The 26,338-nt window shown below is 65.8% G+C and carries 24 protein-coding genes and 1 other annotated feature; of the genes, 9 read left to right on the forward strand and 15 right to left on the reverse strand.

Going from position 1 to position 26,338, the window contains the following annotated elements; genetic code table 11:
* Positions 1 to 28 precede the first annotated feature (28 nt).
* On the forward strand, positions 29 to 292 hold the full coding sequence (locus MNQ99_RS10410) for a hypothetical protein (RefSeq protein WP_127512593.1): 264 nt from the start codon (positions 29 to 31) through the stop codon (positions 290 to 292).
* A gap of 309 nt (positions 293 to 601) precedes the next feature.
* Here the strand turns inward: MNQ99_RS10410 and MNQ99_RS10415 are convergent, their stop codons facing one another.
* Both MNQ99_RS10415 and MNQ99_RS10420 read right to left on the reverse strand, forming a co-directional pair.
* Positions 602 to 982 carry a hypothetical protein gene (locus MNQ99_RS10415; protein ID WP_127512592.1) on the reverse strand — a complete coding sequence of 127 codons (381 nt, stop codon included), beginning with the start codon at positions 980 to 982 and terminating at the stop codon, positions 602 to 604.
* Complete coding sequence (locus MNQ99_RS10420; protein ID WP_241912905.1) at positions 979 to 1,989, reverse strand: NAD(P)-dependent alcohol dehydrogenase; 1,011 nt, start codon at positions 1,987 to 1,989, stop codon at positions 979 to 981. Before MNQ99_RS10420 ends, MNQ99_RS10415 begins: the two co-directional genes overlap by 4 nt.
* Positions 1,990 to 2,063: 74 nt before the next feature.
* On the opposite strand from MNQ99_RS10420, the gene MNQ99_RS10425 reads away from it, so the two are divergent.
* Both MNQ99_RS10425 and MNQ99_RS10430 read left to right on the forward strand, forming a co-directional pair.
* Entirely contained in the window at positions 2,064 to 2,729 is a 666-nt protein-coding gene (locus tag MNQ99_RS10425) for a TetR/AcrR family transcriptional regulator (RefSeq protein WP_241912906.1), read from the forward strand.
* Between the two features lie 184 nt (positions 2,730 to 2,913).
* The gene (locus tag MNQ99_RS10430; protein WP_127512590.1) at positions 2,914 to 3,240 is read left to right on the forward strand and encodes a transposase; all 327 of its coding nucleotides are present in this window, start codon (positions 2,914 to 2,916) and stop codon (positions 3,238 to 3,240) included.
* Positions 3,198 to 3,326: a sequence feature (AL1L pseudoknot), on the forward strand. (Overlaps the previous gene by 43 nt.)
* Positions 3,327 to 4,005: 679 nt before the next feature.
* On the opposite strand, the gene MNQ99_RS10435 is transcribed toward MNQ99_RS10430, so the two are convergent.
* A complete protein-coding gene (locus MNQ99_RS10435) occupies positions 4,006 to 6,393 on the reverse strand; it encodes an ATP-binding cassette domain-containing protein (RefSeq protein ID WP_241912907.1) in 2,388 nt (795 codons plus the stop codon).
* A 162-nt stretch (positions 6,394 to 6,555) separates the two neighbouring features.
* Positions 6,556 to 7,497 (reverse strand): 5'-3' exonuclease, encoded by a 942-nt coding sequence (locus tag MNQ99_RS10440; RefSeq protein WP_241912908.1) that lies wholly within the window; start codon positions 7,495 to 7,497, stop codon positions 6,556 to 6,558.
* Between the two features lie 187 nt (positions 7,498 to 7,684).
* On the opposite strand from MNQ99_RS10440, the gene MNQ99_RS10445 reads away from it, so the two are divergent.
* Both MNQ99_RS10445 and MNQ99_RS10450 read left to right on the forward strand, forming a co-directional pair.
* Positions 7,685 to 8,461 carry a hypothetical protein gene (locus tag MNQ99_RS10445; RefSeq protein WP_241912909.1) on the forward strand — a complete coding sequence of 259 codons (777 nt, stop codon included), beginning with the start codon at positions 7,685 to 7,687 and terminating at the stop codon, positions 8,459 to 8,461.
* A 99-nt stretch (positions 8,462 to 8,560) separates the two neighbouring features.
* Entirely contained in the window at positions 8,561 to 9,220 is a 660-nt protein-coding gene (locus MNQ99_RS10450) for a peptide deformylase (RefSeq protein WP_241912910.1), read from the forward strand.
* Here MNQ99_RS10450 and MNQ99_RS10455 read toward each other — a convergent pair.
* On the reverse strand, positions 9,217 to 11,283 hold the full coding sequence (locus MNQ99_RS10455) for a S9 family peptidase (RefSeq protein WP_241912911.1): 2,067 nt from the start codon (positions 11,281 to 11,283) through the stop codon (positions 9,217 to 9,219). The genes MNQ99_RS10450 and MNQ99_RS10455 overlap by 4 nt on opposite strands.
* Positions 11,284 to 11,357: 74 nt before the next feature.
* Between MNQ99_RS10455 and MNQ99_RS10460 the strand changes: the two genes are divergently transcribed.
* A complete protein-coding gene (locus MNQ99_RS10460; protein ID WP_241912912.1) occupies positions 11,358 to 12,260 on the forward strand; it encodes a putative RNA methyltransferase in 903 nt (300 codons plus the stop codon).
* A gap of 23 nt (positions 12,261 to 12,283) precedes the next feature.
* On the opposite strand, the gene yczE is transcribed toward MNQ99_RS10460, so the two are convergent.
* Positions 12,284 to 13,102, reverse strand: coding sequence for a membrane protein YczE (gene yczE, locus MNQ99_RS10465; RefSeq protein WP_241912913.1), 819 nt, complete (start codon positions 13,100 to 13,102; stop codon positions 12,284 to 12,286).
* Positions 13,103 to 13,200: 98 nt separating this feature from the next.
* Between yczE and MNQ99_RS10470 the strand changes: the two genes are divergently transcribed.
* The 3 genes from MNQ99_RS10470 (at position 13,201) to MNQ99_RS10480 (ending at position 15,296) form a co-directional block, all read left to right on the forward strand.
* Entirely contained in the window at positions 13,201 to 13,674 is a 474-nt protein-coding gene (locus MNQ99_RS10470; protein WP_127512583.1) for an NfeD family protein, read from the forward strand.
* Between the two features lie 61 nt (positions 13,675 to 13,735).
* Positions 13,736 to 14,668, forward strand: coding sequence for an SPFH domain-containing protein (locus tag MNQ99_RS10475; protein ID WP_241912914.1), 933 nt, complete (start codon positions 13,736 to 13,738; stop codon positions 14,666 to 14,668).
* Positions 14,669 to 14,948: 280 nt separating this feature from the next.
* Entirely contained in the window at positions 14,949 to 15,296 is a 348-nt protein-coding gene (locus tag MNQ99_RS10480; RefSeq protein WP_127512581.1) for an RNA polymerase-binding protein RbpA, read from the forward strand.
* A gap of 84 nt (positions 15,297 to 15,380) precedes the next feature.
* Here the strand turns inward: MNQ99_RS10480 and MNQ99_RS10485 are convergent, their stop codons facing one another.
* From MNQ99_RS10485 to MNQ99_RS10525, 9 genes are all read right to left on the reverse strand, one after another.
* Positions 15,381 to 16,112, reverse strand: coding sequence for a polyprenol monophosphomannose synthase (locus MNQ99_RS10485; protein ID WP_127512580.1), 732 nt, complete (start codon positions 16,110 to 16,112; stop codon positions 15,381 to 15,383).
* A 520-nt stretch (positions 16,113 to 16,632) separates the two neighbouring features.
* Positions 16,633 to 18,267: an amidohydrolase gene (locus MNQ99_RS10490; RefSeq protein WP_241912915.1), complete on the reverse strand. Its 1,635-nt coding sequence runs from the start codon at positions 18,265 to 18,267 to the stop codon at positions 16,633 to 16,635.
* 35 nt (positions 18,268 to 18,302) lie between these two features.
* Positions 18,303 to 21,122, reverse strand: coding sequence for a DEAD/DEAH box helicase (locus MNQ99_RS10495; protein WP_241912916.1), 2,820 nt, complete (start codon positions 21,120 to 21,122; stop codon positions 18,303 to 18,305).
* Positions 21,123 to 21,189: 67 nt separating this feature from the next.
* Complete coding sequence (gene tatC / locus MNQ99_RS10500) at positions 21,190 to 22,044, reverse strand: twin-arginine translocase subunit TatC (protein WP_422387532.1); 855 nt, start codon at positions 22,042 to 22,044, stop codon at positions 21,190 to 21,192.
* Between the two features lie 47 nt (positions 22,045 to 22,091).
* The gene (tatA, locus tag MNQ99_RS10505) at positions 22,092 to 22,376 is read right to left on the reverse strand and encodes a Sec-independent protein translocase subunit TatA (RefSeq protein ID WP_127512577.1); all 285 of its coding nucleotides are present in this window, start codon (positions 22,374 to 22,376) and stop codon (positions 22,092 to 22,094) included.
* 42 nt (positions 22,377 to 22,418) lie between these two features.
* Positions 22,419 to 22,754 (reverse strand): HAMP domain-containing protein, encoded by a 336-nt coding sequence (locus MNQ99_RS10510; RefSeq protein WP_127512576.1) that lies wholly within the window; start codon positions 22,752 to 22,754, stop codon positions 22,419 to 22,421.
* A 10-nt stretch (positions 22,755 to 22,764) separates the two neighbouring features.
* Entirely contained in the window at positions 22,765 to 24,762 is a 1,998-nt protein-coding gene (locus MNQ99_RS10515) for a helix-turn-helix transcriptional regulator (protein ID WP_241912918.1), read from the reverse strand.
* Between the two features lie 112 nt (positions 24,763 to 24,874).
* Positions 24,875 to 25,270, reverse strand: a complete 396-nt coding sequence (locus MNQ99_RS10520; RefSeq protein ID WP_127512574.1) for an FKBP-type peptidyl-prolyl cis-trans isomerase — start codon at positions 25,268 to 25,270, stop codon at positions 24,875 to 24,877.
* A 73-nt stretch (positions 25,271 to 25,343) separates the two neighbouring features.
* The gene (locus MNQ99_RS10525) at positions 25,344 to 26,252 is read right to left on the reverse strand and encodes an FKBP-type peptidyl-prolyl cis-trans isomerase (protein ID WP_241912919.1); all 909 of its coding nucleotides are present in this window, start codon (positions 26,250 to 26,252) and stop codon (positions 25,344 to 25,346) included.
* Positions 26,253 to 26,338: the final 86 nt, after the last annotated feature.

Below are 26,338 nucleotides of genomic sequence, written 5' to 3' on the forward strand. Positions count from 1 at the left end.
CAACCAGATTTTCCGGGACACTACCCGGATGAATATCCACGATCTGGTCCGGGAGTTGAACTCCAACGTCGGCACCACGGTGGTTCAAACCATGGCCGGCGTCAAAGACCGGACGTCGCCGCACAAGTGGGCACAGCCCGATGGGCCGGAACCGCGGCCCGAGGTGGAGGCCAGACTGCGGCTGGGCTACCGCGTATGGAAAACCCTTGAATCGGCTGAGGGCCGGAGCGTTGCCCTGGCATGGTTGTTGGGTTCCAATCCGCGACTGGATGAAGACCTGCCAGTCATGTAAATCCAGCAGCAGCGCACCCGCGAGGTGCTGGGCGCCGCGGACGCCTTCGTGAACGACGTTCACGCCGCGTGAGGGAGCGTTGGGCCGAGAAGTGGTGCTCGCGGAGACCACTGCGCGTGAGGCGAGGTCATCCAGTGTCTAGCCACGTGATCGTCGCGTCGCCCGAAGCCGAGGCCCGAACTCGCGGGATACCGCATGGTTTCCGTGCGGACGGGCAAAGGCTGGAAGCTCTGCTCGGGATTCATGATCGTTCCTACGGGGCGGCAAGCAGATACTACGGGCGGCGGGCGGCCTGGTGACGGTGGCCGGCTACGTTTCTGCGGTCTCCCATGTCCATACGGTCCATATGATGAAGGCGTTGATGCCGAGGCTGAACACAATCAGGAGGTTGTCGAAGAACCCTTTGTAGGGCATTCCGGCGAGGTTGAAGATTGCGAGTGCGATTGAGACGCTGATCGTGAGCCATCGCAGTGGAGGCTCCGGGGTGAGCAGGGTGGTGAGGATCATCGCGATCGGCACGAGCATGATGGCGGCGATGAGCGTCCACATCCAGCCGGGTGCGGGCCGGTCGCCGAGTTTGCCCGATTCGAAGTGTCCGGCGAAGATCCTGAGCACGTCGCCTAGCAGGTAGATCAGCATGAGGGTGATCCAGCTCCCGGCGAGCACGACCCTAGTCCAGTTTGCGGTCATCTAGCGTCTCCAGTCGCGGCTGTCGCGATCGCCGCCGTGTTCGCGCGACGCAGCAGGATCACGAGGTTGCCGATCTTCCGGCTGGTGTCGATGCGCCGGTGCGCTTCGGACAGCGCCTCGAGCCCGCCGAGGGTTTCGACCAGCGGATCGAACTCGCCGCGCGCCACAAGGTCGAGGATCAGGGCGAAGTCCTCCTTGCGCTCGGGAGCCGCCCCGGCGATGACCCTGCCGCGGGCGGTCGCCGTGTCCATAAGGCCCGCGACGGTGAGGATCACCAGGCCCTCGGTGCCCGCGAGATGGAGGCCGTCGGCACGGTTGAGGTTTCCCACCGCGTCGAATACGACGTCGAAGCGCTGACTAAGCGCGGCGACCGGGGCCTCCCGGTAGTCGATCGTCTGCGCCGCGCCGAGTCGGCGCAGCAGAGCGTGATTCCGGCTGCTGCTCACGGCGGTGACAGTCGCACCGAAGCAAGCCGCAAGCTGCACCGCTGCAGATCCGACGGACCCAGATGCCCCGTTCACGAGCACCGTCTGCCCGGCACGGATCCGCGCGCGGTCGCGGAGGAAATGCAGGGCGGTGCTGCCGCCGAAAAGCGCACCGGCGGCAGCCGCATGGTTCACGCCCTCGGGGAGCGGGGTGAGCGCCGTCACCGGCACCGTCAGCAACTCGGCGTGCGCGCCGAGCCGGCTGCCTGTCATGCCCGCAACCGCGTCCCCTGCTGAGAGACTGGATTCCCCGTCGCCCTGGTGTTCGATCCGGCCGGAGAATACGGCGCCGGGGATCTTGCGGCGCGGTCCGCAGACGCCGATCGCCAGCCGAGCGGGGAGCGCGAAGCCGCGCGGGAACCGGCCCGCCCGGAGCCGGGCGTCGCCTGAAGTCACGGCAGCGGCCTCCACCCGCACCAGCACCTCATCGCGACCGGATGCCGGGATCGGTGCCGCGGTGATCTTGATCGTTTCCGGCGGCCCGTACCGGTCGACGCGCGCCGCCCTCATCTGCATTTCCATTCCTGCCCCTTACGCATGTAAGCTTCGATGCGTAGAATACCCTTACATGCGTAAGATCACAAGGAAGCGACCTGATGAGAACACGGGAGCCGCTGAGCGAGGCGCGCATCATCGAGGCCGCGGTGCGGGTCGCAGACGCCGGCGGGTATACGGCGATCAGCATGCGCAACGTCGGCAAGGAGCTCGGCGTCGAAGCGATGTCGCTCTACCACCACGTCACAAGTAAGGACGCGCTGCTCGACGCGCTGGTCGACTCAGTGTTCGCGCAGATAGAGCTGCCAGGGCCGGGTATGCCATGGCGGGAGGGCATGAGGCTGCGCGCCGCCTCGGCCCGGAACGTGCTGGTGAGCCATCCCTGGGCACTGACCCTGATCGATTCCCGCGCGACCCCCGGCCCTGCGCTGCTCAGACATCACGACGCGGTGATCGGATGCCTGCGCCGTGACGGGTTCTCGATCGAACTCGCGGCACAGGCCTTTTCCGTGATCGACGCCTATGTCTACGGCTTCGCCCTGACCGAGCGAAATCTCCCCTTCGACCCGGACACCAGCGACCAGGCGGTCGACTTCGCGGCTACGGTGATGCCTGCGCTGGTGGACTACCCGCACCTGTTCGAGCTCGTGCAGCACCTCACCGGATCGGGAAAGTACTCGTTCTCGAACCAGTTCACCAAGGGACTCGACATCATCCTCGACGAACTCGGGCACCGCTTGCGCACAGAAGCAGAACGCGGTGACTGAGCGCACGGTCGACGACCCGAATGGATTCAATCGTCGAGTATGAAGTGCGCTGGCCAGCGGAGTTCGCTGAATTGGCCGAGCGATTGGGTGTCATCGTAGGTGAATCCGCGATCTGAATAGACCACATTGGGTCTGAATCGCCCCGGGTTTCGTGGAGGGCTTGATTCCCCCGGGGGATCAAGTCATGCCAGCACTGAGGAAGTATCCGCCGGAGCTTCGTGAGCGTGCGATGCGGTTGGTTGCCGATGCCAGGAAGGAAGATCCGCAGTTGTCACTCAACGCGGCGGTGGTGCGGATCGGGCAGGGTGTCGGGGTCAATTCCGACACGCTGCGTGGCTGGTGCAAGCAGGCCGCGATCGACGCAGGCGAACGACCGGGAACGAGCATGAGCGATGCGCAGCGGATCAAGGCGCTCGAGGCCGAGGTTTGCGAACTGAAGGGAGCGAACGAGATTCTGTTGGCGGCGTCCTCGTTCTTCGCGCGGGAGCTCGACCCGCGACTGCCGTGGTGATTCAGTTCATCGATGATCATCGTGACCGGTTCGGAGTCGAGCCGATCTGCCGACTGCTCACCGAGCACGAGGTCAAGATCGCTCCGTCCGGCTACTACGCGTTCAAAGCGCGACCAGCTTCCGCGCGATCAATCGCCGACGCGGAGCTGATTGCGAAACTTTCGCATATGATGCGAATTTGGTCAATCGTCGTACTAAAACGCCTAGTCAGACGCCGGTTTGGGCCAGGCCGCCCGCGTGGATGAAGAATCATCCAGCGTTCTTCTTCGGGCTGCCATTACGGCTTGTTCCCCGGATTCACGCGCCAAATGGGGCAGGTGTCAGGGGGCCGGCCTATTCGCACTTTCCGGGAATGTGCCGTCTTCTAGTTGACATAATGTGGATTATCGGCGTTATGAAGAGGGCCGGGTGAGGAGCCCTGCATCCGCGGGATGACAGCTGGCGCACCGACTGCGGCGAATCAACTGGACAGCCGAAGACCCGCGGATTTCCTCTGCAGCGACGCATCGTTGGTGGTCTTCCGAACCGACATCCTGTTGGTTGCCACGCAGGCACGTTGGCCGATGGACGCCGAGTTCGAACGCAGGAACATGCCAGACGCGCCGTATGTCTGTGAACCAACATGTTGGTGCCGGCGTCTGCGTTGCAGTGCCGGCCCAACTGCGGGTTAGCATAGCTCCGCTTGATTCTCCTTAGGTTGACATAATCCTGCGCCATGTTGGAAGCCCCCTCATGGCGCAGGATCAGTATGGCGATGCGGCAGAGTCAGGCTCCGACGTACGCCGCCAGATGTTTGCCGGTCAGGGTGGAACGGTCCGCAACCAGTTCGGCGGGTGTTCCTTCGAAGACGATCCGGCCGCCCTCATTGCCTGCGCCCGGGCCCAGATCGATGATCCGGTCTGCATGCGCCATGACGGCCTGGTGGTGCTCGATGACGATGACCGATTTTCCGGAGTCCACCAGACGGTCCAGCAGGCCGAGCAGTTGCTCGACGTCGGCCAGGTGAAGTCCGGTGGTCGGTTCGTCGAGGATGTAGATGTCGCCCTTTTCGGCCATCTGCGTGGCCAGTTTTAGCCGCTGCCGTTCGCCACCCGACAAGGTGGTGAGCGGCTGGCCCAACGTTAGGTAGCCGAGGCCGACGTCCGCGAGCCGGTCCAGGATCTTATGAGCTGCCGGAGTGCGCGCTTCACCGGAGCCGAAGAACTCCTCGGCCTCGGTCACGGACATCGCAAGCACTTCCGCAATGTTCCTCTCCCCCAGCGTGTACTCCAACACTGCCGACTGGAAGCGCTTGCCTTCGCATTCCTCGCAGGTCGACTCGACGGTTTCCATAATGCCGAGGTCGGTGTAGATCACGCCGGCGCCGTTGCAGACCGGGCAGGCGCCCTCCGAGTTCGAGCTGAAGAGCGCCGGCTTGACGCCATTGGCCTTCGCAAACGCCTTCCGGATGGGCTCGAGCAGTCCGGTGTAGGTTGCCGGGTTGCTGCGCCGGGAACCGCGGATCGCGCCCTGGTCGACCACCACCACGCCGTCACGGCGGGCCACCGAGCCGTTGATCAATGAACTCTTGCCTGACCCGGCGACACCGGTGAGGACGCAGAGAATCCCGAGCGGGATATCGACGTCGACGCCTTGCAGGTTGTTCGTGGTGGCGCCGCGGACCTCAAGGGCGCCGCGGGCCTCGCGGACGGTTTCTTTGAGCGTCGCCCGGTCGTCGAGGTGTCGGCCGGTCAGGGTGTCGCTGGCGCGCAGCCCGGCGACGCTGCCTTCGAAGACCACTTCTCCGCCCGCCGTGCCGGCACGTGGACCGAGGTCGACCGCGTGGTCGGCAATGGCGATGGTCTCCGGCTTGTGTTCGACGACCAGTACGGTGTTGCCCTTGTCCCGCAGCTGCAGCAGCAGCTGGTTCATTCGTTCGATGTCATGCGGGTGCAATCCGATGGTGGGCTCGTCAAACACGTAGGTGACATCCGTGAGGGACGAACCGAGATGCCGGATCATCTTGGTGCGCTGCGCCTCTCCCCCGGACAGGGTGCCCGAGGGACGGTCCAGGGAAAGATAGCCGAGGCCGATTTCGGTAAACGAGTCGAGCAGATGCTGAAGCCCCGAGACCAGCGGGGCGACCGAGGGCTCATCCAGTTTCCGGACCCAGTCGGCCAAGTCGGTTATCTGCAGCGAGCAGAGGTCCGCGATGTTCTGCCCCTTGATCTTCGACGAGAGGGCCTCCTGGGCCAGCCGGGTGCCGCCGCAATCGGGGCAGGTGTCAAAGGTGATGGCCCGGTCCACGAAGGCCCGGACGTGGGGCTGCATCGCCTCACGGTCCTTGGAGAGCATGGACTTCTGGATCTTGGGGATCAACCCCTCATAGGTGAGGTTGATGCCCTCCACCTTGATCTTGGTGGGCTCGGCGTAGAGCAGCTGGTGCAGCTCCTTCTTGGTGTACTTGCCGATCGGCTTGTCCATCGGCAAGCCGGCGCCGCTGAAAATGCGCCCGTACCAGCCGTCCATGCTGTAGCCGGGGACGGTAAGGGCGCCTTCGGACAGCGACTTGGTGTCGTCGTAGAGTGCGGTCAGATCGAAGTCACTCACGGAGCCCATGCCCTCACAGCGCGGGCACATGCCGCCCAGCCGATGGAAGGTGGCCTTTTCGGCCTTGGTCCTGCCGCCGCGTTCCACCGTAATGGCACCGCTGGCCTTCACCGACGGAACGTTGAACGAATATGCGTTGGGCGAGCCGATGTGCGGGTCCCCCAGCCGGCTGAAAAGAATCCGCAGCATCGCGTTGGCATCCGTGACGGTGCCGACGGTGGAACGCGGGTTGGCGCCCAGCCGTTCCTGGTCAACGATGATCGCGGTGGTCAAACCTTCGAGCACGTCTACCTCGGGGCGAGCCAACGTCGGCATGAAACCCTGCACGAACGCGCTGTACGTCTCATTGATCATCCGCTGGGACTCCGCGGCGATGGTGGCGAACACCAGCGAACTCTTGCCGGAGCCGGAGACGCCGGTAAAGACCGTCAATCGGCGTTTGGGAATCTCAACGCTGATGTCCTTCAGGTTGTTCACCCGCGCGCCCTGCACGGTGATCAGGTCGTGGCTGTCCGCGGCGTGCAGCGGCCCCGGCTGCGAGTCCGTCGTCGTGGCCGTGCTCATCGTGTCTCCATCTGTAGGGCGGGGTCACCGTTGCGGTCTCCGACGGTGAAGATATTCATGACGGTAATGCTAGCCGTGGCGTGGACCCGGGCGCTTCTCCATTCCTGACCGGCATGGCCTGCCGCCGGGGTGAGCGCCCGGCGCGCAGGCGGTGTCGTTCTGTCAGCCGGAGGCCTCGCCCGCCGACGCCAACGCCTTGCGGGCGCGGCCCAGCGGCCCACTAATGTTTAATTCGGTGCCGAGCCGATCCAGTCGTTCCGCATGGTCGCTGTCCGGTGCCCGCAGGCGGCCGTCAAAGCCGGCGAGGTCAAGGTCCCGGACAACATTGACAACGGTGGGCGCCACCTTCAGGTAGTCGGCGGACTCGGCAATCTTCGCCCGGAACCGCGCGGACATCTCAGCGTTCGGGTCCGCCGCCGCAGCAATTATCCCGTCCAGGCTGCCATGGTCCTTCAGCAGCCCGGCCGCGGTTTTGTCGCCGATGCCGGGCACCCCTGGCAGGCCGTCGGAAGTGTCTCCGCGCAGCGTGGCGAAGTCCGCGTACTGGACCGGCAGAACGCCGTACTTGCGCACCACGGACACGTCTGTGAGGACTTCCAGATTGCTCATGCCCCGGGCGGTGTAGATCACCCGGACGTCGCGCTCGTCGTCCACCAGTTGGAACAGGTCCCGGTCCCCGGTCACGATGTCGACGGGAACGTCGGCTTGGGTGGCAAGGCTGCCGATCACGTCGTCGGCCTCATGATGGTCAGCCCCGACGACGGCGAGGTCGAGCGCGGCAAGCACCTCGCGGATCAACGGCAGTTGGTCCACCAGCCCCGGCGGCGTCTCTTCAACATCGACGCCGCCCGGCACGGTGGAGGCCACGCGGTGGCGTTTGTAGGTTGGAATCAGCTCGACCCGCCAGGCGGGACGCCAGTCGTTGTCCCAGCAGGCGACCAGCTGGGTGGGCCGGTAGTCGGTGACCAGCCGGGCCACGATGTCGAGCAACCCGCGCACGGCGTTAACTGGTGTGCCGTCCTTGGCCTTGATCGAGTCGGGCAGGGCATGGAAGGCCCGGAAATACAGCGATGCGGTGTCGAGGAGCATGAGTCGTTCGTCCATAAGTTACCCTTTCGCCGCTGGCGAGGACCAAGTCCACCGGAGTTGGTACTACCTTAGTGGCATGGATCACCGTCGCCGAAGGAATGGGAACTGTTCGGTGGTGCTGATGGTGGCGGCCGCTCTGCTGTCTGCCTGTGCCGGGGCTCCAAGGGACCTGTCCCCCGCCACCCCGGCGGATAACCATCCCGTGTCCGCAGCCGTGGACCAGGGCCGCGCCCACTACACGGACCGTGTGGTCAACCTGCTGATCACGAACATTTCCCGGGACCCCGTGCTCGTGACGTCGGCCACCCTGCATTCAGCTCTGTACGAAGGAGCTGCGGACTGGAAGCCCACGCGCACCGGCGGGACCAGGGTCGCGGCCGGTTCAACGGTCAGCCTGCCGGCCGAGCTGCCGCCGGCCCAATGTTCGGCCGGTCAGCAGGCGGAGGCTGCGACGCATCGGATAACGGTGACGATGGACAGTGAGCGGTCCGGGCTGAGCACTGTGGAAGTCCGGGCCAGCGATCCGCACAATGTGCTCTCCCGCAACCACTCCGAGGACTGCTTGGCGCAGGCCGCGGCTTCGGTGGCCGAGCTCCGGATTGACCAGACACTGAAAGTACTGCCCGGCAGCGGCTCGGCGGTAGTGGGAATAGCTGTGGAACCGTCCGGTGGGAAGGATTCGATGGTCATCGAATCCTTTGGCACCACCACGCTGCTGGACGAGGACGGCAAACATGCCTGGCCCAGGGACCTCCGCGTGCACGGAACGGACCCGGCGTCCCGCCTGAACCTGCACATTGTGCCGATGCGCTGCGATCAGCATGCTCTGGCCGAGGACAAGCTGGGCACCCGGATCCCGGTGAGCATCGCGGCGGGGAGATGGCATGGCGTCCTCCGGTTGAACGCTGGCCACGAGTTTGACCGCGCGGTGTATAGCTTCATCACGGAAGCTTGTGCGGCGGCCGGCCAGACGGGCTAACGGCCGGCCGCTGCCTGCCCCGTACGATGGCCGGCAGCGGCCAGCGCGGCACATCTGCCAGAGCCTGTCGGGCCGTGCCAGCGCCTACACTTGAGGGCTGTGACCGACTATTCTGCCGAGCAACTGCGCGATCTAGTCCATACCCTGGCGGCCTCCGGCGAACCAGCCCCGATCCTGCAAATCGGCGAACCGGTGCTTCGCCGCCAGGCAGCCGCCTTCGACGGGCAGCTGGACACTGCCGACCTGACCGCGTTGTTGGGCCTGATGCGCCGGACCATGCAGGCTGCCCCCGGCGTCGGACTGGCAGCTCCGCAAATCGGGATCCCGCTGCGGATTGCGGTCCTTGAGGACACCTTCGATGCGGAGCCTGAGATCGCCGAAGCCCGTCACCGCGCCCCACTCCCCTATTGCGCGATCATCAATCCGTCCTACCGCGCCGTCGGTGAGGAAACGGCCGCCTTCTATGAGGGGTGCCTGTCCTTCGCCGGATTCCAAGGCGTAGTGGAACGGCACCGCAGCGTCGAACTGGACTACGACCAGCCCGACGGCAGCCACCGGCGCGAAAGCTTCACCGGCTGGCAGGCCAGGATCGTGCAGCACGAAACGGACCACCTGTCCGGCACCATCTACGTGGACAAGATGCTGCCGCGTTCGCTGTGCGGCAATGCCGAGTACTTCCGCTATTGGGCCCAGCCAACGGTTGATCAGGCGCGCGCCGGACTGAACTTCCAAACCGGCGTCCGGCCAAGGCGGCCCTAGGCCGGAGCAGTTGCTTTCGTGCCGGCTGCGGCAGCGACCCCGCCGTCGTTGTTCTGCTGGGTGGGAAGGTAGGTTGCCCACCACCGCAGGATTTCGTCGAAGCGCTGTTTCCGGTGCCACGGGGTGCCGGCACGCGACAACTCATGGTTCTCGCCGGGGAAGATCAGCAGCTGGGTGGGGATGCCGCGCTGCTTCAGTCCCACGTAGTAGCGCTGGGCCTGCTCCAGCGGGCAGCGTAGGTCCTCTTCGGAGTGGATGACGAACACCGGGGTGCGCACCGCGTCCAGCTGGGCAAAGGGATTCTGGCCGCGGACCTGGTCCGGATCCGTGCCGGTGTATTCGTCGGAGAAGAACCAGCCGATGTCCGAGGATCCGACGAACGACGGCGGGTCCAGGTAGCCGCGTTCCACGATCGCCGCTGCGAACCGGTGGTCCTGGGACACAGTCCAGGCGCTCAGATAGCCGCCGTAGGAGCCGCCCATGATGCCCTGCCGGCTGCCGTCCAGCTGCGGGTACTTGGCGACGGCGCCTTCCAGGAACGCCAGGACGTCCGCCATATCCACGGTCCCCATGGCGCCCTTGATGGCCCGGCCATGCGCCTGGCCGTAGCCGGCGGAACCCCGCGGGTTGCACATCACGACGGCGTAGCCCGCCTCGGCGTAGACCTGCGCCTCATCGAACACCTCCCAGCCGTACTGGGCGAACGGCCCGCCGTGGATGTTCAGTAGCACCGGGTGCGGCCCCTCGCCCTCGGGCAGCAGCACCCAGCCGTGCACCGGGTAGCCGTCCGCCGAGGCAAAGACCTCTTCCCGGGGTTCGCCAATGCCGGCGCCGCGCAACGCGGCGGAGAAGTCGGTCAAACGGGACAGGCCCGCGTCGGAAACCAGTGCCAGGTCTCCCGCCGTCCCAGCGTCGGAATAACTGACCACGGTCCGGCCGGCGGCATGGGCGGCAGCCGCCACCTTCAGCGGTCCGTCGACAAGCAGCTTGATGCCGCCCGCGGCGGAGACTTTCAGCAGTTGCGCAGCGCCCCGGTGCCGGTTCACGGCCAGCACGGAGTCCGGGCCGGCGGCCACCAGCTCGCCTTCGGCCAGATCCATCGTCTCCGGATCGGTCAGCCGCCGCACCTGGTGCGGGGCGGATGCGGGAGCCACATACAGTGCGGTATTGCGGGCGACGAAGTCCGTCCCGTCCCCGATCGAGCTGCCCAGATAGAACAGCCAGGCGCCGTCGTCGCTGGGCCGTGGGGAGCCGACGCCCAGCGTCTCGCCGGAGAGCTTGGACATGAGCCGCGGCCGTGCGTCGGATGCCTCGGGATCCAGGGCATAGACGTCGCTCCGCAGATCCTCGTCGGCGCCGTCGTGCAGGGCTGCGGTGAAGTACAGCGTCCGGCCGTCCGGGCTGAAGGCCGGGCAGTCGTGGTCGGCGTCCGCGCTGGTGAGCTGCCGGGCCGGGGCCAGCGCGGAAAACTCTGCGCCGGCATCCTCGGTGGACTTCCGGGCCCGGCCCACCGGTGCAACCGCCGGTTCGGCCTGCAGATCCGGCGCATCCACCATGAATAGGTGGGTGCGCTTGTCGCCGGTGTAGCCGGCGCCGTTCATCCGGTACTTGTAGCCGGTGACCAGCCGGGCATCCTCGGCGCCGGGGCCCACGCCGTCCAACGTGCCGTACCGGCCCTCTGCCGGGACGCGGGCGGCGAAGACCAGGCGGCGGGAGTCCGGTGCCCAGGCGAAGGCGGAGACTCCAAGTTTTTGCTCGGTGACGGCCACTGGCTCTCCGCCGCGGCTGTCCACCACCATCAGCTGCGGCCGCTCCCCCGGTGCTGCCGCCCGCAGAAAAGCCAGCGAACCGCCGTCGGGCGAGTAGGCCGGGGCGGTATCCCTGAATCCGCGGGTCAGGCGGCGCGAGGCACCGCCGTCGTCGAGCGGAACTTCCCACAATTGCCCTACATAACTGTCCGACGCGAAGTCCGGATGGGTGACGGAAACAGCCGCGCGGCTACCGTCCGGGTGGAGCGTCGGGCCGGACAGCGAATTAAATAAAGCAATGTCTTCAGATCTCACGCTTGTGAGCCTAGTCTCATCGCCGGGCCGGAGCCAATCAGCCGGACCACCAGCCGTATTGCCTAGGATGGAGCATGCCCTCCGCCGCACGCCCCCTGGACCTGATATCGCTGATGCTCTGCCCGGTCTGCGGGGAACAACTGGAAGCCGCGGGGCAGTTTCCGGCCCAGGGTCTGCGTTGTGTGGCAGGCCACCAGTACGACGGCGCCCGGCAGGGTTACGTCAACATGCTCACCGGCCGCGGCACCCGCTTCATTCCGGACACCGCCGAGATGGTGACTGCCCGCGACGCCTTCCTGGGCGCCGGGCATTACGCTCCGCTTGCCCTTCAGCTGGCGGCGACGGCCGGCACACTCCTGGCCGGAACCCAGGCTCCCGTTCTGCTGGATGCCGGTGCCGGCACCGGGTACTACCTCGAAGCCGTGCTGCGTAACCTGGCGGACGGGCGGGCCCTGGCGCTGGATTTGTCCAAGTTCGCCCTCCGCCGGGCTGCCCGGGCGCTGCCTGACGCCTTGTGCGTGGTCTGGGACCTCTGGAAGCCGCTGCCGCTTGCCGCCCGCAGCACCGACCTGATCCTCAACGTCTTCGCTCCCCGCAATCCGGCCGAGTTCGCCCGGGTGCTGAAGCCCGGCGGGCACCTGCTGGTGGCCACCGCCGCACCCGGCCATGTGGACGAACTGCGCGAGGTGGTGCCGCTGCTGGCTGTCGACACCGACAAATCGGAACGGCTGGGCGAGACGCTGGGTGATGGATTTGAGGAAGTGGAATCCGTTGCGCTTCAGGTGCCGCTTGAGCTGGGCGCCGAGGACATCGTGCGGCTGGTCATGATGGGGCCCAACGCCCACCACATCGACGCCGGAGACGTCCGGACGGCCGCGGCCGCAGCCGCCGGGGCAGAAGGTGGGGCTGACGCTGGCCAGCTTCCGGTGACGGCACGGTTCACCGTGACTGCCTACCGGCGCCGCGGCCGCGGCTAGGCCAGCGCTGACCTTCTGTCCGGTTAGTCGTGGACGGGCGTGCCGGCGGCCTGCTTGCGGGCGGCGGGGTTCAGATCGACGTACATCCATTTCAGAAACAGCTGGATCAGGGGTCCGATGGCCAGCACGAACACCAGCGTGCCGAGCCCGACGACGCCGCCGAGCAGCCAGCCCGCCAGCGTCACCGCCGCTTCGATTCCCGTCCGGACAATCCAGACCTGCCACCCGGTGACTGCATGCAGTCCGGTCATCAAGCCGTCGCGAGGTCCGGGGCCGAGTCCTGCTCCGATATACAGGGCGCTTGCGGCTGCCAGCAGCAGCAGGCCGGAACCGAAGGACAGCAGCTGCGCGCCAAGGTGGTGCCAGATCGGAATGACCAGCAGCCCGATGTCGGCGAAGAAGCCAACAAGCAGTGCGTTGGCAATGGTGCCGGCACCCGGCTTCTGCCGCAGCGGGATCCACAGCAGCAGCACGGCCGCGCTGATCGCCACCGTTGCCCAGCCGAAGCTCATGCCCGTGGCGCGGGCAATGCCCTGGCTCAGCACGTCCCACGGGGCGGAGCCGAGATTGGCCCGGATCATCAGCGCGATCGCGATGCCATAGGCGAAGAGCCCGGCAAACAGGCGCAGCATCCTCAGGGACAGCCGGCTGCTGGTCAGCACGGTCTGCATGGCAAGCTCCGGGATGCGCGGCTTGGCGCGGTTTTCAGCACCGCACCATCCTATCCAGCTCCGGGGCCTTGAACTTTGGGTGATGCCGTTCTGGTCACAACTTGGCCACGATACGTCCAATACCGCCTGCAAGTGGCGAAATTCACTCCCCAGCGTCCCGCCGTCGGGCATGATGGAGGTATCAAGGGCAGCAGCAGCTCGCGGTGGATGCCTGCTTGAACTATGCAGGCTGAGGAAACGGCGGCTGCTCCAAACATCAGGGAGTGCTGATGATCGAATGGATTGTCGCCAACAGCTGGGTGACCTGGCTGGTCGTGTTTCTGATTCTGGCCATCATCGAAATGATGACGCTGGACCTGTTCTTCATCATGATGTCCTCGGGTGCGTTGGTGGCTTTGTTCGCGGCCCTGCTCGGACTGCCCTTCTGGCTTCAGGTGGTCATCTTCTGCGTTGTCGCGCTGCTGATGGTGCTGTTCGTCCGGCCGGTCGCGCTGCGGCATCTACGCAGCGGGCCGCGGGACCTGGCCACGAACGTGGACCGGCTGATCGGCGAGTCGGCGATGACGCTCGAATCCGTCACCGACCATTCCGGCGTGGTCAAGATCGGCGGCGACACATGGACTGCCAGGTCTGCGGACGGATCGGCCATTCCGGCAGGCCAGCGTGTTTCGGTAGCCCGGATCGAGGGCGCTACCGCCGTCGTGACACCGCAGCGCACAGACGGGCCGCTCCCGGCCCAGTAAAACCCGCTCCGGGCCGGCTCCCGGCGCGGTGAGACACTGACACCACTCTTAGAGGGGAACTATGGATAGCAATATCGCAATCTGGATCGTGCTGCTGGTCCTGGTCTTGTTCGTCGTGATCGTTCTGGTCCGAGCCGTACGGATCGTCCCGCAGGCACGGGCCGGTGTTGTGGAGCGATTGGGTAAGTACCAGCGCACGTTGAATCCCGGACTCACCATCCTGATCCCCTTCGTGGACCGACTGCTGCCGCTGCTGGACCTGCGCGAACAGGTTGTGTCCTTCCCGCCGCAGCCGGTGATCACCGAAGACAACCTGGTGGTCTCCATCGACACCGTGGTCTATTTCCAGGTCACCGACGCCAGAGCCGCGACCTATGAGATCGCCAACTACATCCAGGCTGTTGAACAGCTGACCACCACTACCCTGCGCAACGTGGTCGGTGGCTTGAACCTGGAAGAGGCGCTCACGTCGCGTGACCAGATCAACGGGCAGCTGCGCGGGGTACTGGACGAAGCCACCGGCCGCTGGGGCATCCGCGTCTCGCGGGTGGAACTCAAGGCGATTGATCCGCCGCACTCCATCCAGGATTCGATGGAAAAGCAGATGCGGGCCGAGCGTGACCGCCGCGCGGCCATCCTGACGGCCGAAGGTACCAAGCAGTCCCAGATCCTGACCGCCGAGGGCCAGCGCCAAGCAGCCATCCTCGCGGCCGAAGGCGATGCCAAGGCGGCCATCCTGCGCGCCGACGGTGAAGCCCAGGCCATCCAGAAGGTGTTTGACGCCATCCACAAGGGCAACCCCACACAAAAGCTGCTGGCCTACCAGTACTTGCAGACGCTTCCCAAGCTTGCCGAGGGCGAGTCGAACAAGCTCTGGATCATCCCCAGCGAGGTCGGCGAAGCGCTCAAGGGCATTGGCAGCGTGCTGGGCGCCGCGGTTCCGGACAACGGCACGCCGGCCGTTTCCGCCAGCGACACCGAACCGCGCGGCTAGCCACCGCGGCCGAAGCAAGTCAGGGCCGGGATGCCCGGGGAATCCGCCCAGCCGGATCCACCGGGCGTCCCTGGTTCGATTTACCGGGAACGCCGACGCGGACTATAATGGGTTGTTTGCCGGGAAGTTGCCGCTCATAACCATCCTTGACGTGGAGCAGATTGCCATTATCATCTGCGACCGGGAACAGACGGCCGCCCGCCGACGTTGAGGGTGTTAGCGAGCCATCGCGGACGTGGTTCAAACCACCGGGTCCGCCACAAGACAAGAGGGAGAGATCATGAGCGATCGTAGCCTGCGGGGCATGCGCCTCGGAGCGCAGAGCATGGAGACCGAATCCGGAGTTGAGCCGGCTCCGCGCCAGCGCGTCGAATACCGTTGCGAGGATGGCGAGCAGGTGTTCGTTACCTTTGCCGCAGAGGCCGAGATTCCCGCGGTCTGGGTTTCCAAGTCCGGCAAAGAAGCACTCCTCGTCAACGGAGAAAGGCCCGTTGACCCGAATGCCAAGCCCGTGCGTACCCACTGGGACATGCTTCTGGAACGCCGCAGCGTCGAGGAACTGGAACAGATCCTTGAAGACCGCCTGACCAAGCTCCGCGAACGGCGCGGGGAACGCCGCACCGCTTAAGGCTCCGCCGCCGAAGTCCTCACAAACAGAGAGGGAGCAACCCGGATGCCCGGATTGCTCCCTCTCTTTTGCGTCCCTTGAGGATTAAGCCCGCTTGGCGCGGAGCCGGTGCCACTTGTCGGCAATCCCCCACTTGGTGACTAGAACGATCGACTCGGCGACAATTCCACCGCTCATTTTCGAGTCGCCATACTCCCGTTCAACGAAGGTGATCGGTACTTCGCGCACCGTCAGTCCTGCCTTCAAGGTCTGCCAAGTGAGATCGATCTGGAAGCAGTAACCAACCGACTCTACGGCGTCCAGATCGATGGTACGCAGCGTTTGGGCCTTGAAGGCGTTGTAACCACCGGTAATGTCGCGGATGGTCACGCCCAGCATCAGCCGCGAGTACAGGCTGCCGGCCAAGGAAATGGCCTTGCGGTGGATGGGCCAGTTGACCACTCTCCCGCCGGGGATCCAGCGGGAGCCTTTGGCCATGTCTGCGCCCTCGCGCAGCGCGGAGAGCAACCTGGTCAGTTCCTCCGGTTGGTGGGAGCCGTCGGCGTCCATCTCCACCAGCACGTCGTAGCCGGCGTCAAGGCCCCAGCGGAACCCGGCGATGTAGGCTGCGCCCAATCCGGCCTTCCCCTCCCGGTGGAGCACGTGGATGGCGGCATCTTCAGCGGCCATCCGGTCCGCGAGGGCGCCGGTGCCGTCCGGGGAATTGTCGTCAACAACCAGGATGTCGGAGTCGGGTTCGGCCGAGCGAAGGCGGGCTACAGTCTTCGGGAGGGACTCAATCTCGTTGTACGTCGGGATGATGGTGACGACCCGCACTCAGTGGCCTTTCGAGCGTTGTGCTGCAAACCGCAGATTTCATGATGCGCGAAGCGCCCAGCGGGCTTCCACGTCGACGGTCCAGTATAGGCCATCGCCCGGACGGATAGGTGGACGGTGGTCACTGCGGCCGACGCCGGGAGGAATGGACGGGTAGGTCCGCACGCCTTCGGGCCACGAAAGCAAACCTGTTGGGGAACGCAGACATGTTTTCTACTGACATGCGGACCTACCCTGGAAAGTGCCGGTTCGTCAAGGGGCAAAGGGAGCAACCGCACAGAGGCGGGCTGCCGCCAGCTGCCACTCTCCCCGGCACGGGCCGAAATCCGCGAAGAAATACCGGCCCACTGAGACTTCAGCCTACTGGCTATGTTGGAAGTGTCAATACCGCTCTGACCTGCGGTTATGTCCAAACATGCACGTCAGAGCAGGTCTCCTTGCGGCGGAAATGAGCAGAAATTAAACATTTCATTCACATCTTTGGCTTCCCCGGCCGGGCTCGGTTCGGGCACCGTGGGCCTCAAAGCGCGTCGTGAATGGTTATTCCGTTCACCACAGTCCGGACACACGACGGCAATCTTCCGTTGTCCAATGATGGGAGCATCGGAGTTCCCGCTCGCGCGTCCGTACTCCAGGCGGAAACCCGCGAGTCCGGCGTCTGGATGGAAAGCTCATCCGCGTCCCAGACGGCGAAGGTAGCCGGCGTGCCCGGAGCCAACTGCCCCTCCATGGGATTGCGCTCCCCTGCGGCCCGCCAGCCTGCCCTCGTGTGGGCCAGGAACGCTGCCCGGGCGGACATTTGCTCGCCCCGATTGTGGTGCTCGAGGCAGGCCTTCACGGTGGCCCACGGGCTTTGATCGGTGACCGGAGCGTCGGAACCGATGGCGACCGGAACGCCTGCGGTCTGCAGGGTCCCCACGGCGTTCATCGCCAGTGCTGCCTCGGCACCAAGCCGGGTGGCATACATCCCCTCGGTGCCGCCCCAATAGGCGTCGAAGAGCGGCTGCATGCTGGCAGTCACCCCGTGCTGCAGCAACCGCTCCAGGGCCCCCTCCGGCAGCATTTCCATGTGCTCCAGACGCGGACGGGCGGAACGTACCGCCGCTTGTCCGATGCGTTCGGCGGCCAGATCCAAGGCATCGAGCACGCGGAGGAGCGCGGCGTCGCCGATGACGTGGAACCCGGCCTGGATGCCCTGCCCGGCCGTCAATTCGAGATGCCTCGCCGCGGCCTCGGTTTCCAGATACAGCGAACCGTGCTCTCCGGGCCGGTCGGCGTACCCGGCGCTGACGGCCGCGGAACGCGATCCGATGGAGCCGTCCATGGTCAGGTCGCCGCCCAGCCCCCGCAGCCGCCCGGAAAAGCGCTCCATGGTCTCGGTGACCTGTTCGGCGGAGGTCATCAGCTCTCCCCAATACGGCAAGATCCTGGGCCCGGGTTCGGCATCGCTCAGCGCGAGCAGTTCCAGCAGGTCCTCGGCGGGCCCCAACTGCGGGGCGGCCATTTCTGTCAGCGCGACGTACCCGCGGGCAGCAGCGTGCTGCATGGCCCTGCGCTGGAGTTCTGCCCGCTGGCCGGCAGCGGGGATCTGGACAGCGTGCCTGGTCCGTTCAAGGGCCGGCCCGCTGACCGTGCCGTCGGCGGTCCAGCCCTGCAGCTCTGACAACGTCAGCCGGGCTGCCAAGTCGGCGGAGACGACCCCGGAATGGACGTCCACTCGGGTGAGGAAGACCTCTGCCCCAGCAGCGGCGCGGTCCAGTTCGGCAGCGCTCGGCGCGCGGTTCTCCGGCCATCGTGTTTCGTCCCAGCCATGCCCCAGTACGGGCGCGGAGTCTTGCCGCGCAGCTGCGGCGACGGCGTCAAGCAGTTCCGCCAGCGACGCGCAGCCGGTGAGGTCGAGCGAGGACAGCGCGAGGCCGGTCTGGGTTACGTGGGCATGTGAATCCACGAACCCCGGGGCCACCAGCCGTCCGTCCAGATCGACGATGCGCATGGTGCTGTCCGCGATGGACGTGGCGGCATGCTCGGAGCCGATCCACGCCACGGTGCCGCCGTCGACGAGCATGGCCGTGGCGTACGGGTCGGCGGCACTGTAGACGCTGCCGTTGCGGTACAGCGTGAGACCCGTGGCGGCGGGCAGGGCGGACTTACTCATGGAGATCCTTTCAGGTGGTGCAGCGGCGGCCCTGGCTATTCGGCCACGGCCGCGTAGGCTACGACGCCGCGGCGGACCTGGCCGATGGCCTGCCTGCCGCGCGCCGCGAGCTGTGAATCAATGTTGGGAACCTTGACCAGCTGGTCCAGCAGGTCGATCACCTGTTTGGCCCACCGGACAAAGTCGCCGGCAGCGAGGTCAGTACCTTTGAGCGCAGTTTGCAGGGAGCGGCCGCTGGCCCATTTGTACATCGGCCAGACGAGTCCCAGCTCCGGCTCCCCGCTGAGCGGCAGGCGGTGCTGCTCCTCTAGGTCGGTCAGCTGCGACCATTCGCGCACGGCGATGGTAACCGAAGCCTCCATACCCGGCGAGGGCATCTTGGGCCGGACGCCGGCCTCCTCACGCTTGGCCTGGTACACCAAGCAGGAGATAAAGGCCGCCAGTTCGGCGGCGGTGAGCCCCGCGAACGCGTCCTGCTCCAGGCACAGCGCCACCAGCAGGTCGCGGTCGCCGTAAATCCGGCGAAGGCGTTCTCCTGCCGGGCTGATGGCCACCCCGTCGCCGCCCGTCTCCAGATAGCCGTAGCTGTCCAGCACTTGGCAGACACGGTCGAAGGTCTTGGCGATGGTGTTCGTCCGGCCCTGGATCTGCGCCACGAGCTGGTCGGTCTCCTTGCGGAGTTTCCACCATCGCTCGGCCCAGCGGGCATGCTCTTCACGGTCGCTGCAGCCGTGGCAGGGATGAGCCTTCAGCTGGCGGCGCAGGTCGGTGATCTGCCGCTCGGCCTGTTGCCCGCCGGGCACCACAAAGTCACGGTGTTCGGTCCCGCGCCGGGGCGGGCGCTTGTCATGCAGGGCGTTGCGCAGCGAGGACGCCAGATCGCGGCGTTCCTTGGGACTGCGCGCGTTGAATGTCTTGGGAATCCGGATGCTGGACAGGACCTCTACCGGGCCTTGGAAATCGTCAACCGAGATTCGCCGGATGTGCTTTTCCTGGGTCAGCACTGTCGGGCGGGGTTCGCGGGCCGACTCGTCCCGGTCCAGCACCACCGCGTAGCCCAGGCTCCGTCCTGCCGAAATGTCGATGATGTCCCCGCGGCGCAGGCGGTCCAGGGACGTAGCGGCCGCCGAACGAAGATGCCGGGACTGGGTGCGGGAGGCGCGTTTTTCCGCATCGTTCAGCTCCCGGCGCAGCCGCGCGTACTCGCTGAAGTCGCCCAAATGGCAGCTCATCGCCTGTTCGTAGCCGGCCAGCGATTCTTCCCGGCTGCGCACCTGCTTGGCCAGGCCCACCACCGAGCGGTCGGCCTGAAACTGCGCGAACGAGCTCTCCAGGATCTCGCGGGCGGGGCCGCGGCCGAACTGGGCAATCAGGTTGATGCTCATGTTGTAGGTGGGCCGGAAGCTGGAGTTCAGCGGATAGGTCCGCCGCGAAGCCAGGCCCGCCACGGCCCCGGGATCGGTGCCGGGCTGCCAAAGCACCACGGCATGGCCTTCGACGTCGATGCCGCGCCTTCCGGCGCGGCCGGTGAGCTGGGTGTACTCCCCCGCCGTGATGTCAACGTGTGCCTCGCCATTGAACTTGTCCAGTTTCTCCAGCACCACTGACCGCGCCGGCATGTTGACGCCCAGCGCCAGCGTCTCGGTGGCGAAGACGGCGCGCACCAAACCGTCGGCGAAAAGCTTCTCCACCACTTCCTTGAAGGTGGGGAGCATGCCGGCGTGGTGGGCCGAAAACCCGCGGGACAAGCCCTCGCGCCAGGTCCAGAAGCCGAGGACGTCCAGGTCTTCTTCGGCAATGTCCTGCACGGCCTCGTCTACCCGGCGGACGATGGCGGCGCGTTCTGTCTCGGTGGTCAGGACCAGCCCGGATTCCAAACACTGCTTCACTGCGGCGTCGCAGCCGTTGCGCGAGAAAATGAAGGTGATGGCCGGCAGCAGCCCCTCGCTGTCCAGTTTGGCGATGACCTGAGGGCGGCTGGCCCGCCGGATCCGGGTCAGCGCCTGCCGCGGGGGCTCGGGGACACGCCGGCCCCGCCGACCGCCGGAACGCCCCCAGTTGGCGCTGCGGTTGAGCTTCTGTTCGGTCGAGGCAAGCTTCAGCAGCTCGGGATTCACTTCATAGGCCCGGCTGCCGCCGGTTCCGGACTCCGGAACCGATTCATCGAAGGCGATGTCGCCGGCAAAGAGATCGAACATGTCGGAGCCGACCATCACGTGCTGCCATAGCGGCACCGGGCGGTGCTCGGACACCACCACGCGGGTGTCGCCACGGACGGTGTCCAGCCAGGCGCCGAATTCCTCCGCATTGGAGACGGTCGCCGACAGTGAGACCAGTTGCACGTCGTCGGGCAGGTGGATGATCACTTCTTCCCACACGGCACCGCGGAAGCGGTCGGCCAGGTAGTGGACCTCGTCCATCACCACGTAGGCCAGGTCCAGCAAGGTGTCGGAATTGGCGTACAGCATGTTCCGCAGCACCTCGGTGGTCATCACCACCACATCTGCATGCGGGTTGACTGACGTGTCACCTGTTAGCAGGCCGACCCGTTGGGCCCCGTAGGTAGCCACCAATTCGTTGTACTTCTGGTTGCTCAAGGCCTTGATCGGCGTCGTATAGAACGCCTTCAGCCCCCGCTGCAGCGCCATGTAGACGGCAAACTCCCCGACGACGGTCTTACCGGCACCGGTGGGAGCGGCCACCAGTACGCCGCTGCCGAGCTCCAGCGCCTCGCAAGCCTCGCGCTGGAACGGATCGAGTTCGAACCCGAGAGTCTGGCTGAAGGCATACAGCCGGGTCTTGGAGAAGGCCACCCGTTCGGCGGCTGCCAGATAACGTTCGGATGGAGAACTCATACCAAAAGCCTATCCGCTTAAACGTGCGCGCCCGGTGGGTGCCCTTCGTGCCGACGAGCCGCAAGCGCTATTGGACGGCGTCCGGCTTCCCGTCATCGGCTTTCAACTGGTCCAGCGGGGTGGCCTGGTCCAGCGGCGTGGCTTGGTCCAGCGGGGTGGCCTGGTCCAGCGTGGCGGCGACTTCGGATTCTCGGGCCGCGCGACGCTTCTCGCGCCGCTTGTCGTTGATCAGGCTGATCCCGGTAGCCACGAAGAACAGCGCCAACAGCGGCCCCGCCAGGAGGAACATGGACATGGCATCCGGACCAGGAGCCGCCATCGCCGCGACCAGGCAGACGACGAACACCACAATCCGCCAGCTCTTGATCACTCGGCGGCCGGACAGCAAACCGGCGAAATTCAGGCCAACCAGCACCACTGGGAGCAGGAATGCGACACCGAGCGACAGGAACATCCGCATCACGAAGGTCAGGTAGTCGGTGGCCAGGATCTGGTTCACGCCGCCCTGCGGCGTGAACATGGTCAGGACCTTCACGATCTCCGGGAGCACAATCCAGCCGAAGTAGATCCCGAGCAGGAACAGCGGCACGGCGGCGAACATGAAGCCCAGCGTGTAGCGGCGTTCCTTGGTTTTGAGCCCCGGCGTGATGAAGCCCCAGATCTGGTAGATCCACACCGGCGAACTGACCAGCAGTCCCAGGAAAATGGAGACCTGGATCTTCAGATCGAACGGCGAGCCGACGCTGCCGTAGTTGATTTCCGCGCGCCGGCCCTTTTCCGCCGAGATCTCCATCAGCGGCTGCTGGACGGCCACCATGACCGGGTCATAGAGGAACCAGCCGACAATGGCTCCCAGCAGGACGGCGACGCCGGCAATGATCAGCCGGTTGCGCAGTTCTTTCAGGTGGGCCCTGAGCGGCATCCGCCCCTCAGGGTTGGCCTTGCGGCCCTTCTTACCGGTCACGGCCCTTACTGCTGGTGCGGCGATGGGGATCCACCGTTCGCATTCGGCGCCTGGCCGCGGTTATCAGTGTTGTTGCGTGGCGGATTGACCACACGGCCCTCGACTGGTTCCGAGTCCGGATCGGCAGCGGACGTATCGTCGTCCTTCATCTGCTTCACCTCGGACTTGAAAATCCGCATGGACTGGCCCACGCTGCGGGCAAGGCCGGGCAGCTTCGGTGCGCCAAAGAGCAGCAGCACAATGATGACCAGAATAATGATGGTCCAAGGGTTATCGAAGAGTCGTCCCATGCGTGGTTCCTTTCGTCTACTACATCTTATGCCATGGCAGGATCAGGAAAGCCGCAGGTCACGCAGGGACTGTCGCTGCCCCCGGGCCGCCCGACGGGCCACCCGACGCTGCCGACGCTCCTCGCGGCGGTGTTCCTTGCCCGCGGCGTATTCCTCCTTGAGCGCGGCGGGGTCCGCGAAGATTGCCGGCCGTGGATGGTGCGGCTCTGCCAGCGGCGGTTCCGCCTGCAGGCCACTCCCGAGCCGGTCCGCCGCAGCCTCGAATTCACGCAAAGTTCGCATGAACTGGCGGAAGATCCGCCAGCCCAGCAGGGCCATGAAAATGATGGCCAGCGCACAGAGGGCAACCCAGAGAAGTATCCAGAACCAAAGGGGCATGCTGTCCACTCTAGCCTCCGGTGGGAGCCGCTGCCGCGCGGTAGGCTTCCAGCGCCTGCCGCAGCCAGGCCTGCGTCTGCTGTGCCACGTCGGCCGGCTCCAGCACAACCACTTCGCCGCCGTGGCGGGCCACCAGCCCAGCCAGCACAGCCGTGGTGGACAAACGGATTTCGGCTGCCAGTGAACCGTCCTCCAGTACGGCCCGGCGCCGGGCGTTGTACTGGTCGGCCAGTTCGGCCAGCCGCTCGGAGATCTTCAGCACCACCACCTGATCCGTCTCCTGCGGGGTGAACAGGCTGTCCGGGAATTCGCTGCTGCGCTCGGCCGGAGGCTCAAAATGCTCCCCGGTCTCGGTCAGCGCCCGCATCCGGTCCACGCGGAACTGCCGGACGGCCTGCTGCCGGTGGCACCAGGCTTCGGTGTACCAGTGGCCGTCCACGGCGAAAACCCGCAGCGGATCGATCGTGCGGGTCGTGATTTCGTCCCGCGACGGCACCAGATACTCAATCTCCACGCTCCGCCGCGCGGCCGCGGCCTCCTGCAGCGCGAGCAGTTCGGGCGCGCTTTCTTCGGCCGCCAGATCCGCAGCGACGGCGGTATGCCGCCCGGCTACCCCGCCGGCTGCCGCCAGCAGTTTGCTCAACGCGCTGCGCAGGGCGGGCTGCTCCCCTACTCCGGGCACTGTCTCCAAAGCCTGCAGGCCCACCACCAGCGAGAGCGCCTCGTCCAGGCTCAGCCGCACCGGCTTGTCGATCTCATCGGCGTTATTGATCGAGATGGTGCCGTCTTCCCAGAACGCTTCGATCAGCTGGTCCGGGCCATAGCCGGGAGTCCCGCAGACAAAGAGCAGGTTGAGGTCCTTGATCAGCTGGGCGGTGCTGATGTCGAACTTCCGGGCCGTCTCCGCCAGCGGCACGCCCGGGTTGGCAGTGACGTAGGAAACCAGGTCCAGCAGCCGCGGCAGGTGGTCCAGGGAGCCTGTCTTCCGGGACGGCCGTGACGTGTCCTCCTTCAGGGAGTACGACGGCGGGGCTTCCGTTGCGGCGGCCAGGGCGCCTTCCAGCCGACGCAGCACGGCGGCGCGCAGTTCGTCCGGTTCCTGCACCCAGGCGTTGGCACCATGCGAGGCAATTTCCTCGGCCAGCACTTCTACGTCGCCGTAGCCGAGTTCCACCGCATCCCAGCCTGCCGGCGGCCGGGCCGTTTCGGCAACTGTCGCGGCCGAACGCAGCGAGTTGGCCTTGTCCGGGCGGAGCAGAAGCACCGCCGTGCCATGGTCCTGCGGCGCCTGCAGCCCTGCCAGCACGGCCCGCATGGTGAAGTCCTCCGGGATGCTGTAGGTCCCGGACAGCTTCTTCACGGTGGACGTGACCCTGGAGAGCCGAAAGGTGCGCTGGGCACCGCGGTCCAGGTCGCGGCCGGCTAAGTACCAGTGCCCGTACCGGTTGCCCAGCCCCCACGGCTCGACCCGGCGTTGCTGCGGCTGGCCGTCCCGGGGCGATCGGTAGTCGAAGGAGACCGGCGTGTGCGCCAGCACTGCCTTGAGCATTGCCTCGAAAGCCGGTTCTGCGGTGCGGATGCGTGGCTCCACGCCGATCAGGGGATCGCCCTCGGCCAGGGCGCCCTGAACGTCCAGGCGGCGGACGGCACGGGCGGCCGCGGAGCCCAGCGAGGCCTGCTGCCACAGGCGCGACGCCAGCGAGAGGACGGCGCTTTCCTGCGGGCTGAACTGGAGCTCAGGCAACCGGTACTTGTGCCGGTCGATCCGGTACCGCAGCCCGCTTTGGTCGTTTTCGTACAGCGTGTCGTCCGGGAACGTCTCCACTGGCACGCCCATTTCCCGCAGGTCTTCTTTGTCCCGCTCGAACAGACGGTTGAAGGCATCGTCGCCGGTTGCCTCCCGGTACGGCGGAATCAGCGCGCGCAGTTCCTCCTTGCTGTAGCCGCGCCGGCGTTCCAGCAGTGCGATCAGCAGGTTCAGGAGTCGTTCGGTCTTGGAGGCGGACATAGTTGAAACGTTACTGGCTGCGGGCCTTTCGGAACGAAGTTAACGAGCAGGAGCGGAGTAACGATGAACTAACGTTCACCGCTGCTCCGCCCCTGACAGGCTGCAGGAGGACCTAGCGGACGCCGAGGAGATCGACCACGAAGATCAGCGACTCGCCCGGCGCGATGGCCGACCCTGCGCCGCGGTCGCCGTACGCCAGGTGTGCCGGAATCTCCAGCCGGCGGCGTCCGCCGACCTTCATGCCCAGCAGGCCCTGGTCCCAGCCCTGGATCACCTGGCCGACTCCGACGCGGAAGTCCAGCGGTGCGCCGCGGTTCCAGGACGCATCGAACTCTTCGCCGGTGGACCAGGCAACGCCCACGTAGTGGGTGGAGACGGTGTCGCCGGCTTTGGCCTCGGCGCCGTCCCCCACGATGATGTCTTCGATCACCAGATCCTGGGGGGTGTCGGTCCCGGGGAACTCGATTTCAGGTTTGGTGCGGTCGTAGTCGCGCTTGCCAAAAGACATGCTGAACCTCTCTTGCTTGACGTGTATGCGGTGCTGCCGACGGCTACGATACCGTACCGCCCGGCCCCCTCCGCTACTTCACGTCGGTTAGTTCCACATAGAAGATGAGGTCTCCGACAGCATCCCCTTGGCCCTGGACGTAGGCCATTTCGGTGGGGATGGACAGCATGACTTTGGTGCCTTCCTTGAGGCCGGTCAGGCCCTTGGTCCAGCCTTCAATCACGCCATCGAGCGGGAACTCGGTAGCTTCTCCGCGGGAGAAGCTGGAATCGAATTCGGTGCCCTCGGACCAGTTCCACCCCGCGTAGTTGGCCTTCACGGTACTGCTTTCCGTGGCCTGCTTGCCGTCGCCTTCTTCGATCACCTTGACGATCAGGTTGTCCGGTGCGTCTTTGCCTTCAGGAATCTTGACGGAAGGAACACCTTCCTTATCGAGGGTGATCTCGGGCAGCTTGCCGGCTTTGTCCAGCTCGGCGACTTCGGCTGCATCCGCCTTGACGGGCTTGTCCCTGACGTCCTGCACGGTCAGGAACAGAAGCTGCGGATTCTGTGCGGGTGCAGAAGCGCTGGTGGCTTCCGGCGGCTGGACGTAATAGGCAATCTCGCTGCCTGGATTTGAGCCGAGCAAAGCGTCGTACAAGGCCGGGTCAGCGGTTTTGAAGCCCTCACTCAGTTCCACCGTCTGGTCGACCGGCCCGGAGTATGTCTCGCCGAGCTGTTCGCCCGAGACGGCGTCCTTGGCCAGCAGCCGGTATCGGATCCACTGGCCGTCGGTGGCGCCGTCGCCCTTGCCCTCGGTGATGACTTCGGCACTCGAATCGGGCAGTTCCAGCGGCGCGGAGAAGTCCACTGTGGGTGCGGCGCCCTCGGCACCGGCTTTCACCGTGATGTCGTCCAGGTTGTCCGAGCCGGATTCGGTGCTGCCGCTGCATGCCGTCAGGAGCAAGGCTGCTGGCAGGAGGATGGAGAGTATTTTGCGCACAATCGACTTTCTTATCGCGGAACATGTGGGCTTGAAGGACATTCTCGCAGAGAAATCTGGAGATCGGCTCTAAACCGCCCGCGGAA

Origin of the sequence: Arthrobacter sulfonylureivorans, from assembly GCF_022637435.1 — a bacterium.
In the GTDB taxonomy this organism is placed as follows: Bacteria; Actinomycetota; Actinomycetes; order Actinomycetales; family Micrococcaceae; genus Crystallibacter; species Crystallibacter sulfonylureivorans.